Here is a 12,403-nt window from a genome sequence, read left to right as displayed (position 1 = left end):
TTTATATTATAAGCTATTCATATCTCAATGCTTCAATTGGATTTTTTCTGGCTGCTTTGATGGTTTGCCAACTCACTGTTATCAATGCGATAACAAAAGCTATTGCAGCTGACAAAAGAAATATCCACCAGGAGATATCTGTTTTATAGGCAAAATTTTCTAACCATTTTCTCATGGCAAAATAGGAAAGTGGAGTGGCCAAAATAAAGGATACCGAAATCCAAATCACCACATCTTTAAGCAATAATAATAGTACTTCGCTAATGGAAGCTCCATTCACTTTTCTAATGCCAATTTCTTTTGTTCTTTGTTCTGATATAAAAACAGAAAGCCCAATTAATCCGAAACAGGCTATTAAGATGCTGAGGATGGAAAAAGTATTGATGAGCTTTAGTAAAACGCTTTCCGATTCATATTGTTCTTGCACTTCTTCTTGCATGAAATGATAGCGTACAGGTTGACCAGGAAAAACCTCAGCTAGCTTCTGTTTAACTAATTTGATCAAACGATGGGCTTCATTATGGAAGAATTTGACCAAAACAAAACGAAATCCCATTCTTTCATCATCAGGAATATGGAAAGCAAAACTTTCAATATTGTGATGTAAGGATTCATAATGAAAATCTCCGATGACGCCCAATATTAAGAACTCTTGCTCCCCCCTATCTTCCGCATTCTCGTCAACAGGAAATTGACTACTGCTGATTTGTTCTTCACTATACTTTTGCTGCAATTGATGATAGAAAGTCTCATTGATATACCATCCTCCTTTTGCCCTTTCTTTATCGGGATGAAAATATTGAATAACAGGGATATCTAATGTTTCTAAGGCATCAGCCTCAATAAATCCAAACTTAAAAGGAAAGGAATCCTCGGCATTAGAGAAAGTCATATCTTGTAGTCTATAGCCCGGATAGTGACGAACAGCTGCAGCACTGATTACGGCTTTATCATTTTTCAGTTCTTGTTTTAATATGTTTATTTTTTCATTATTTTGAGGAACTTTAATCACCAAAGTTTGCTCACTATTATAACCCAAGTCTTTATTTTGGATAAAATCTATTTGTTTATTGATCAGCAGGGTAAAACCAATCAGGCCTATTACAGCAGTAAACTGAAATATCAATAAAATGACAGCAAACTTCCTTTTGCTTTTCAATTTAATCTCAGATAATAATGATTCTTTCTTCACTAAATCGGAGGAGGCTATCAATGAAATAATCAAGCTTAGCAATAAAAGACTCAGCAGACATAAGGAGATGAAGTTAAAGGAGAAGAACGAGATTTTAAAGTCGCCAAAATAGTCTGCTCCAAATAATCCTTGAAAGGAAGCCAAAAGATATATCGCCAGAATCAAACTGAAGAATACAGAAATAAATATTTCCGAAAAGGTTTGAAATAGTATCTGATTCTTAAAAGCACCCATCGATCGCATCATAAAGTTGGCTTTGCGATAGAAAGAGGCTTTAGCAATGTGCATAATCACGAAATTTAAGATGGCTAAAGCCAGTATCAAATACCCAATGATGATTAAAACCTGATGAGAAGATTCACGAACGGTTGGCTTCATTTCTCCTGTTAATCCTGCAGTAAAGTGTATATCGAAAATAGGCTGTAAATGAAAATTAAAAGCCTCCATTGGAGGGCCAGGAGCGTTTTCAAGTCGAACTTCAGCTCGTTCCCTCAGACCCGACTCAAAAACCTCTATATCTGCACCTTCGCGAAGTTTTAAATAGATAGCTGCAGCAAAAACCTTACGGGATTTCACAGCCTCTACTGTTGGTGAAAAATGACCAGATTGCGAAAACAAAACCTCATACGATAGATGAGAATTCATGGGCATCTCTTCTACTATTCCTCCCACCGTAAAAGCAATTAAGCTATCCTGATGCGCACTAAAAGACCTCACAAATACTTGCTTTCCAATAGCGCTCTCTTGTGGGAATACTCTATCAGCCATTTTTTGTGTAAGAAAGACCATATTGGGCTCATCAATACTTCTATAATCTCCCAAAATTAAGGAAATGGAATAAAAATCAAGAAAGGAGGAGTTTATAAAAATAGCATGATCTATTTTATACTTCTCTCCCTCCACATCCAATTCTTCAATGGAATGATAAGTATGACAAGTGGTGGAAGAAATCACATTTACATCCTCCTCAATAACATCTTGAAGGGCAGCAAAAGTGCTGGTATTATAGTTGCCATCTCCAAGTCTAGAGACCAATCTATAGGCGTTTTCTCCATTTTCGATAAACCTATCATAACTGGCATGATGCGAAGTATAGGAGAAAATAGCCAAGGCCACAGCCATAGCCAAACTCAATCCCATAATACTGATGATAGAATAGAGTTTGAAGGACCACAAACGCTTTATCGACAAGCTAATACTTTTTATGAGCATCATATTTCTAGTTAATTTTTTTGATTATCAATCATTATTTCTATTTGATTATTCGTAACGTAAAGCCTCAATTGGATTTCTTCTTGCTGCTAAAAAGGTTTGCCAACTTATGGTTATTATTCCTATCAGAAAAGCCATCATTCCTGCAAATGCAAAAACCCACCAATTAATTTCTGCTTTATAAGCAAAGTTCTGTAACCATGTGTTCATAGCATACCAAGCAATGGGAACAGCAATAACAAAGGCAATGAGCACCCATTTTATGAAATTATAATTTAACATTTTCACCATTTCAAAAACAGTGGCTCCATTTACTTTTCTAATACCTATTTCTTTCACTTTACTATTCATGAGCAAAAATGTAACTCCAAATAAACCTAGCATAGATATGAGTATAGATATGCAAGTAAATAGAAACAAAATAGTGGCCGTTCGCTTTATCTCAGCATACAAACTTTCAAATTTTGTATTCATAAACGAGTAATGGAAAGGAACATCGGGTAACACGCTATACCACAAAGTTTCTATCTCGTTTATCGTTTTCTGAGTTTCACCCGGCATTAATGCTATGGATAGGGAGTAAAAGCTATCAGCCCATTCTTTTGAGATGATTAATGGAGGTATTTTACTGTATATCAATCCTACATGGAAATCTTTTACCACCCCAATAATTTCATAATTGCTATTTCTAAACATTGATTTTCCGACAGCATTCTCCCAATTCATCTGTTTGGCTAATGTTTCGTTTATGATAAACTTTTTGGTGTCGCTGTTAAGCCCTTCTCTAAAATTTCGGCCTTCCAATAATTCCAATTTGAAAGTATTAAAGAAGTTATCATCTACATAGAGCGCGTTAAACATTTGATACTGCTCTGAACCCTCAGGTTGATAGCCATTAGCGGTAGTCTCTAATCCAGGAATACCAAAACTTGCTGATGCATTTACCACACCTGGTATTTTTTTTATTTCGTCTATGAGCATTCCTTGTTTCGCACCAATAGAACCATGAGAAATATTAATAACATGCTCCGCTTTAAATCCCAAATCCTTATGTAATGCATAGTTTAATTGCTTATTAACAATCAGTATGGAGGAGATAAGAACAATAGAAATACAAAATTGAAATGCAGAAATATAATTCAGTCTTCTACTTCGAAAGGGCGTTGAGAAAGAACTAATTTCGTCAATGCTAATGATTTTCTTTTTGTAATTTACAAATTGGATAAAAGCAGTAATACTGCTGATGACGATAATCGCCATTATCAACATGAAAATATTTTCCTTCAACTGGAAGGATATAAAATCAGTTTGGAATAACTGAAAAATGGGATTCCTCAACACATAGATGATCATCGCCGAAAGCACTGCTGCAATCATAAATAGCAGAAACGATTCTATAAAAAATTGTTTGGCAATGCCAGATTCTTCATATCCAAAATAGTGTTTAATACGAAACTCCTTTAAGCGGAGGCTTAATACTCCACTTGAAATAAAAAGATAATTAATGATGGCTATCAGAAGGATGAGAACTCCAATAAACAGAAGCAGTAAAACTTGTTTTCCATCTTTGCCATTACTATCCCAATCCACATCAGAGAACAAGTGTATTTGTGCTAAAGGCTCCAGATAAAATTCACTGAAAAAACCTGAATCTTCATCCTTTTTATTTATCTTTTCCCATAAAAAATCGGGTAATCTTGCTTCTACTTTTGATTGTAAATGTCCTGAATAAAGCTTGACAAAAGTATGAGCAGATATTCCACCATCCCAGCCAACATATACATCGGGTGAATGGATTAATATTTCCATGGGAAAAACAGCATTGAACTGAATGTGAGAATTTAAAGGAATATCGGCTACAATTCCGGTAATGATATAGGAATTATTGTCATACTCCACAAGATTCCCTAATGCATTCTCCTTTCCAAATAATCGCTCTGAAACTTTTTGTGTAAGCACAATACTATTCTTACCTGCTAGGACTTGCTTTGGCTGCCCTTGGATGATATCGAAAGAAAAAAACTCGAATAAATTGCTATCAGCAAAAATCACATTCTCAAGAGTAAGCTCTTTATCGCCATACTTAAGCGTATTTTCATGCCAATTGTTCCGTATCCTGACCACCTCTTCAATTTCTGAAATTTCATTTTTTAAAGCAGGGCCATAGGGCATTCTAATCGAAGGGCTAATATTTCTTGCTTTTGGGCTTGTAGCTATTTCATTCACCCTAAAAATTCGATCCTTATCTTTATGAAAACTATCGAAAGAGTATTCAAAACTAACATATAAGATAATAACCATGGAGCAGCTTAAACCTAACACCAATCCAAATAGATTGATAAAGGAATAAATTTTAAAGTTTTTAAAACTATAAAAAGCAGACTTAATCATATTTATCATCATTGTGTTCTTTCATTAAGGTTCCTTTATTCGTATCTCAAGGCATCAACAGGATTTCTGCGAGCAGCTTTAAAACTTAATCCACTTATGGTCAATAAAACCAAGGCCAAAGAAATAATCCCTGCTAAAGCAAATATCCACCAGCTAAGCGCAGATTTATAGGCGAAATTTTCGAGCCACCTGTTCATTCCATAAAATGCAATTGGAGTTGCTATGACAAAGGATACCGCCATCCACTTGATAAAACTCATGTTTAGTAATTTGATCACTTCAGGAATGGTGGCACCATTTACTTTGCGAATACCAATTTCCTTTGTCCGATTAGCCATCATAAAAGAAGCCATTCCAAATAATCCTATGCTGGCTAGAAAAATAGCAATGAATGCAAAATAAGACATCAATTTAAAAGTCCTTTCATCTTTCTGATAAAGTTGCTCCACTCTTTCATCTAAGAAGTGAAAATCAAACATTTCATCGGGATAGATTTTTTGACTCGTTTCTTTAAGGATATTGATGGCATCGCCAGCATTGGACGAATTGAGTTTTACAATAAGTCGGGAACACCAATCTTGATTAATAATGAAAAACACAGGCTTAATTTTATCATGAAGAGATTCAAAATGAAAATCGCTAATAACTCCTACAATTTCCCTATTAGCATATGGCCAATGACTGAAAATCTTTTGTCCTATTGGGTTTCCTTGAATGCCTAAAAAATTGACAGCTGCCTCATTTAAAATCAATGATTCGGTAGCATCTGTTTTTAGTTGATCAGAAAAAAGTCTTCCTTGAGTTGCTTCTATCCCGAGCGTTTTAAAATAATCAAATTGCACATGTACAATAGGAAGCCTAGTCCACTCTGCTTCTTCTGTTAATTTAGCTGCTCCCCAATTATTTAGGCTACCAGAAGGAACACGACTTGCTGTTGAAACACTCTTCACCAAACTTTGTTCGAGAAGCATTTGTTTGAGCGAAAGATATTTTGCTTCATCACCATAATCATTCACATTGGCAACAAGAACATATTCTTTATCAAATCCTAAGCTTTTATTTTGAAGGAAACTTATTTGTTTCAGCATAACCAAAGAACTGGCGATTAAAACAATGACAATGGTAAACTGAGCTCCCACTAGAATCCTCTTGATTTGAAATCCAGAACCCATACTTCTATCATTTGATTTCATCACTTTAGTAGGGCTATAGGAAGACAAAACAATTGCAGGATACCAACCTGCTAATATGCCAAGGATGAACACCATACTTACAAGGCTTAATATCATATTTGGACTGATTAGCATAGAAAATACAATGGATTTTCCTGCCAATATATTAAATAGCGGCAAGCTCATCCAAACCAATATTAAGGCAATACAAAATGAGATAAAAAACACAATCATCGACTCTGAGATAAATTGCTTAGCCAACTGAATACGTGAGGCTCCAAAGGTCTTTCGAACACTAATCTCTAGAACTCGTTTTGTTGCATTTGCCGTCAAAAGATTCACATAATTAAAACTAGCAATCAGCAAAATTAGCAAACCAATGGCTGAAAAAATCAACACATAAACAATGCTATTCTGAGGTTGAATGTCGTTTGACATATGAGAAGAGTAGAGATGGATATCTTTTAGATTTTGTAGCTCAAAAAATGGTAAAGTCTCATCGCCTCTTTTATCTTTTATTAACTCAGAAATTATTGCTTCAGTTTCCGGTTTTGAAAACTGATCTTGCATCTCAAAATAAACCAGGAAATTTTGCCAACCCCAATCATTCATACTTTCTTCGCCAAACAAATTATTGGCACCTGCTAATGAGATTAGAAAATCATATCTAAAATGTGAATTTTGTGGCATATTTTCAAAAACTCCTGTAATGGTGCCTTTATATTCATTATTGAGTATTAATAGTTTGCCCATTGGGTTTTCATTTCCAAAATACTTTTGTGCCACTTTTTCTGAGATTACAATAGTTTCGGGATCATTCAAAGCCGTTTTGGCATTGCCAAATTTAAATTTGAAGGAGAACATTTGCAATAAATCAGCATCCACAAAAACAGCTAAGGGTTCGCTAAATTTTAGCTCTTCATGTTGAACAGCCATATCTCCCCTAATCAAAATTCGAGCGGATTCCCTTATTTGTGGCAGTTTATCGGCTAAATAATTAGCAGCTTGAGGTGCCTGATAAGGGTCCTCTTTATTGCATAATCGATAAATGTTATCTGCTTTCTGATTATAACGATCATAGCTAAATTCATGCGAAACATATAAGAACAGCAGAATGACTACTGCCAAACCAATAGAAAGGCTCGAAATACTAATAATAGAGTATATCCTGTTTTTAGTAAGATTTGCAAATGCAATCTTTATGTAGTTTTTAATCATGACATTGTTTTTAAATGATTAACTATTTTTTTTCCTTGGTTTTACTGTTTTTGATGCCTCTATGCTGAAACATCAAATCTGTCATATCTCTCTTTATTCTTTTAATATTTTTATTTTTTAATGATTTAATAGCTTGTCTATTCTTTCATTTCCTCCTTCTCTCATTCTATCTTTTTCTCAAAGGAGTGAATGATTCAATGTTTGAATGATTTAATAGTTTGTCTATTCTTTCATTTCCTCATTCTCCATTCTCTCATTCTCTCATTCTCTCATTCTTCCTTCTTCTCTACTCATACCTCAAAGCCTCCACTGGATTTCTACGTGCTGCTTTAAACGATTGCCAGCTCACGGTAAGAAGTGCAACGATGATGGCGAAAATTCCGGCAAAAACAAATACCCACCAGTCGAGTGTTATTTTATAGGGGAATTTTTGAAGCCATTTATTCATTGCATAATAAGCGATAGGACAAGCTATAACAAAGGAAATAGCCACCCATTTTATGAAGTCAAGATTCAGTAATTTAATAATCTGGAATACTGTGGCTCCATTTACTTTCCGGATACCAATTTCTTTTATTTTTTGAAGATTGTAAAATACCGACATGGCGAAAATGCCCATCACGGAAATGAGAATGGAAAGCATCGCAAAATAACTTACAATGGTAGCCGTTTTTTTTTCGCTGTCGTACCAGCTTTGAGTGGTTTCGTCTACAAAACCATAGTCAAAGGGTTGTCCATTGGCATATTCGTCATAGGATCTTTTCACCTTTTCGAGCACAGAAATAGGGCTATTCCCTTCTAGCTGAATGAATATTTTTCGAGGATAATCAGTTTCACTCATTTGTTCAATGATGGCCATCCCTATTTCTCTGTGCAAAGATTCGAAATGAAAATTATCAATAATGCCCAAAACGGGTTTTTCGCCATTATAGGCTTTAAAGCTTTTTGGCAAGGGATCGAGCCCGAGTTTATCTACTGTCACTCTATTTATCCAAATCCCTTCCTTTGTATACCCCACCCCGGTGGAAGTGATATTCATCTCCATCATCGATAGAAAAGAAGAATCAACGATAAACAGCTGAAAGCTCACCGGCTTATCTTCATAGGTATAACCGCGATTATCTCCACGATCAAGAGGACTTCCTTTAACAAAAGATACTTTTTTAACACCGGGAATTTTATTCATTTCGTTTTTAAAACCTGCCATTTCGCTGTTTGATAGGTTATTGTCTAGCCAAACAATATTACTCGTTTTAAAGCCTAGACTATAATTTTGCATAAAGGCAGTTTGCCGAGCAATAACTACTGTTGATATTATTAAAACAATAACCACGATATATTGAAAACCAATAAGTAATTTTGAATAAACACTTTTACTTTTCTGCCTAAATTCTCCCTTGAATACCTGAACAGCACTTAACCTGGTAATGATAAAAGCAGGAATTATTCCGGAGACAAAACCAATCAGTACAACAAGAACCAGTGTGATTAAAATCGTGTTTATAGTGAATTCGCCCACTAGATTTAGTTGGGTACCAAGCAAACTATTGAATATTGGTTCGGCAAGAAAACTAAGAAACATGGCCAATAAAAAAGCTACAAAACAAAGTATTATCGACTCATTTACATGTTGAAAAACTAATTTTCTCCGACTACTGCCAAAAAGTTTTTTAAGGGCCGTTTCTTTTACCCTGGCTCCTGATTGTGCAATGGTAAGATTCATGTAATTGATAATTGCCAAAACCAAAATTAGTATTACAATAGCAAATAAAACAGCAATAAATGTTTTTGTGTTTTGGTGAGTTGCTCTTGCAGGAATATGACTAAAATAATTGTCTGCCAATGGCTCGAAATCCACTGTTTTTACTCTTTCATTTTGATACAACCAATAATCTTTCTTGAACATCTCCAATACTTGCGATGCTTTGGAGGGCAAATCAGAATTCGGTTTAGCCAGGAAATACAATCCAAAAGAACTATTCCCCATACTTGTTAACAAGTGTGGAGCTTTCCAGAGATCAGCAAGGCATCTAAAATTAATAATGGCATCACATTTATCAAAGTTCGATGTTTTCGAAATATCATCAACTATGCCCTTTACAATGCAGTCAATCCCGTCAACCGTAATTTTTTGATTCAAGGAAGATTTATTGCCAAAAATTTTATTTGCGAATTCCCTGCTTAAAACAACAGCGTTTTTTGTCTTAAGTGCGGTTTCCGGATTGCCTTCGATAAGATTAAATGAAAAAATGGTGAAGAAGGTAGAGTCGGCAGCTAAAAAGTCGAATTTTACTTTAACATTATCCTGGGTAACTAATTTGCCAGAATTCTCCAAAATGCGCGTATAACTCTCTATCTCAGGAAATTTATTTTGTAGATAAAGGCCAATAGGAGGAGCAAACTCCGCAGCATTTTCATTTATTAAGCGATAGATTCTCGAAGCATTTTTCTGCGAACTATTTATAGTAAGTTCTTTCTTAATATATGCGCTTAAAAGAATTACAAAAGTTAAAGAAATAGTAAATCCCACAAGAGTTACAACTGTGTATAACTTGCTATTGACAAGGCTATTTACAAATGATTTTAAATTATTTAAATACATGATTTTCCTTTTTTATATTCCTTTATTCTTGAAGGGTTGAAAGCTAGTTTCAACATCTTCATTACTTATTGCTATCTTTTTTTCTCCATTTTTTAATCGTTAAATATTTTAATGATTCTATGTGTAAACGATATAATTTTAGTCCAACTTTTCCCATTCTCCCATTCTCCCATTCTCCCATTCTCCCATTCTCCCATTCTCTCATTCTCTCATTCTCTCATTCTCTCATTCTCTTCCTTACTCATCCCTCAAGGCATCAACGGGATTTCTTGTGGCTGCATGCCAACTTTGTAGACTCACAGTAAGCAAGACAACCACTAAAGCTATAGTTCCGGCCAAGGCAAAAATCCACCAACTTAAATCTGTTTTGTAAGCAAAATTTTCAAGCCAATTATTCAAGGCATAGTACGAAATTGGAACAGCAATAATAAATGCTAATACTACCCATTTAATAAATTCCTTATTGAGCATGGCTAGTATTTCACTTACTTTGGCACCGTTTACTTTGCGCACACCAATTTCTTTAGTTTTTCTTGAAACTGTATTCATCACCATTCCAAGTAAACCCATTATAGACAGTATTATAGCTAGCAAAGAGAAAGCACTGATTAATTTTACCTGATCTTGTTCTCTATGATAAAAATTGGAGATTTGCTCCTGAAGTGTAATGACAGACACCATTTTATCGGGTGCTATTTCTTTAAATAATTTGGAAATATCAGCCTTAAGTTGCACATCGTTTTCACCCCTTGTTTTAACTGCAAAAAGTCTCATTTTATCAAGGTGTTGTTGAATAATAAGCATTGGCTTAATACTTTGATACATACTATGTGCTGTAAAATCTTTCGCAATTCCTTGAATATAAAAACCACTGAAATATTCTCCAGCTTTCAAATTGTACATGGAAGCAGCCGATTCATTAAAGATTACTTTTGTCTCATCCCCATTGTATTCTACAAAATGAGCCCCATCAATAATCTCTATTCCCAATAATTCCGTCATGCCTTTTCCCATAATTAAACCATCTAAGCTTATGGACTCGTTACTTTCAGGATTTAATAAGCGAATGGGTAGCGTCCAGTTAAAAGGAGGAATAAAAGAGGAGCCTGCAGCACTAATTACTCCGGGCATCTGTTCAACCTGATCAGTTATTACATTAAATTTTTTAGAAAGCTCTGGTGTATTCAATTCGAATATCATCACATTCTCTGGATCGATACCAGTGAAATTATTTAAGGAATAATTTATTTGTTTCTTAAACACCAGAACACCAACCATTAAAATAATAAAAATTGCGAAATGAAGACTTAGAAATGAGTTGCTCCATGGATTTCTTTTTGATTGAACCGAAATTTTTCTATTTAAAAGAATTATTGGTGAAATTTTGGAAATTTTGCTTCCCACAAGAAGACCTGATATGGACCCCGTAAGTAATGGAATTATTGCCAACAAAGGTATGGCATTCCAGTCCGAAAGAATTTGATTGTCAAGTGTTCTTCCTAAGGTATTGTTTACAAAAGGTGTTCCATAAATTACAACTATAATTGCAGGGATTAAACTCAGTAAGGATACCATATTTGCTTCGAAGAGCAACTGCATTCGAATGATTGATGCACTGGCACCAAATGCTCTTTTTACTCCTAATTCTTTATAGCGTTTATCCATTTTTGCTTTGGTTAGAAAAATGTAATTAACCACAGCTATAATCAAAATAAAAAGCGCAATCGCGATAAAATACGTTAGCTCATTCGCATTTCCTCTTCTTGAATAATTATCAATTATTTCACTTGATTGTAAATACACATCGGTGACCGCTTGTAAGCTAAAATCCTTTTTTTGATCTTTTTCCTGTTCAAATCGTTCGCTATATTTTTGAAGTTTCTCACTTACACTATTGGAATTTGCTTGCTTATTTATTTTAATATAGGTAGCACAAACCCCTACTTCCCAATTTATTTTAAATTCATCATTTTCTGGGGAATATTCGCCAAACATCTTTTTACGATTACCCAAAAATTCACCAATCAAATCGGTATGAGAAATAAACTGCGGACTTAAAGTTGAATTAGATGGGAGGTCTTTGAAGATTCCACAAACGGTAAGGTTAATAAATTCGTTATTCAAACGTGCTTCAAAAGTCTTATTCAAGGCATCACCCTCTGCGAAGTATTTCTCAGCCATTTTTTCTGAAATAAGCACTTCGTTTATTGATTCAGCAGGTTTTCCTATTAGGATGTCAATGCCTAAACAATTAAAAATGGAAGGATCGGTACAAGCAAAATGTGTCTCAGGAATAATCTCTTTTCCATCTTGTCTTATCTCAAATTCTCCACTTTGGTGATATCTAAAAAAGTCCTCAATAGCAGGAATGTCATTTTTAGCTATTTCGCCAACAGGAAATGGTATATTACTGTCAGAACCATGTAATACCCTATACAGCTGATTATTATCAGGAATAAATTTATCAAATGAATTTTCATGCATGTAAAGCATGGAAATCAAAATAATAGAGCCCAAGCCAATACCAAGGCCAACTATACTAACAAGTGATTGAACTTTGTTTTTCAATATACTTCTAAGTGCAATTCTCAAATTTATTGATGGATTCATATTTTA

The 12,403-nt window shown here is 34.6% G+C and carries 5 protein-coding genes; all 5 read right to left on the bottom strand.

The genetic code is table 11. From position 1 onward, the window contains the following. Nucleotides 1-13: 13 nt before the first annotated feature. Complete coding sequence (locus HNS38_RS08265) at nt 14-2,407, bottom strand: ABC transporter permease (protein WP_172346279.1); 2,394 nt, start codon at nt 2,405-2,407, stop codon at nt 14-16. A gap of 45 nt (nt 2,408-2,452) precedes the next feature. After that, the gene (locus HNS38_RS08260) at nt 2,453-4,795 is read right to left on the bottom strand and encodes an ABC transporter permease (protein WP_172346278.1); all 2,343 of its coding nucleotides are present in this window, start codon (nt 4,793-4,795) and stop codon (nt 2,453-2,455) included. A gap of 35 nt (nt 4,796-4,830) precedes the next feature. Continuing rightward, entirely contained in the window at nt 4,831-7,185 is a 2,355-nt protein-coding gene (locus HNS38_RS08255; RefSeq protein WP_172346277.1) for an ABC transporter permease, read from the bottom strand. Nucleotides 7,186-7,471: 286 nt separating this feature from the next. Beyond that, nucleotides 7,472-9,787 (bottom strand): ABC transporter permease, encoded by a 2,316-nt coding sequence (locus HNS38_RS08250; RefSeq protein ID WP_172346276.1) that lies wholly within the window; start codon nt 9,785-9,787, stop codon nt 7,472-7,474. Nucleotides 9,788-10,024: 237 nt separating this feature from the next. Next, the gene (locus tag HNS38_RS08245; protein WP_172346275.1) at nt 10,025-12,397 is read right to left on the bottom strand and encodes an ABC transporter permease; all 2,373 of its coding nucleotides are present in this window, start codon (nt 12,395-12,397) and stop codon (nt 10,025-10,027) included. Between the last annotated feature and the right edge of the window lie 6 nt (nt 12,398-12,403).

Source organism: Lentimicrobium sp. L6 (assembly GCF_013166655.1).
Taxonomy (GTDB): Bacteria; Bacteroidota; Bacteroidia; order Bacteroidales; family UBA12170; genus UBA12170.
Note: the sequence above shows the minus strand (reverse complement) of the source record. Positions and strands in the feature narration are given on the sequence as shown.

What these genes read in the sequence shown, in the direction of transcription:
- HNS38_RS08265 (WP_172346279.1), bottom strand. Translation starts at nt 2,407, where the DNA reads ATGATGCTCATAAAAAGTATTAGCTTGTCGATAAAGCGTTTGTGGTCC.
- HNS38_RS08260 (WP_172346278.1), bottom strand. Translation starts at nt 4,795, where the DNA reads ATGATTAAGTCTGCTTTTTATAGTTTTAAAAACTTTAAAATTTATTCC.
- HNS38_RS08255 (WP_172346277.1), bottom strand. Translation starts at nt 7,185, where the DNA reads ATGATTAAAAACTACATAAAGATTGCATTTGCAAATCTTACTAAAAAC.
- HNS38_RS08250 (WP_172346276.1), bottom strand. Translation starts at nt 9,787, where the DNA reads ATGTATTTAAATAATTTAAAATCATTTGTAAATAGCCTTGTCAATAGC.
- HNS38_RS08245 (WP_172346275.1), bottom strand. Translation starts at nt 12,397, where the DNA reads ATGAATCCATCAATAAATTTGAGAATTGCACTTAGAAGTATATTGAAA.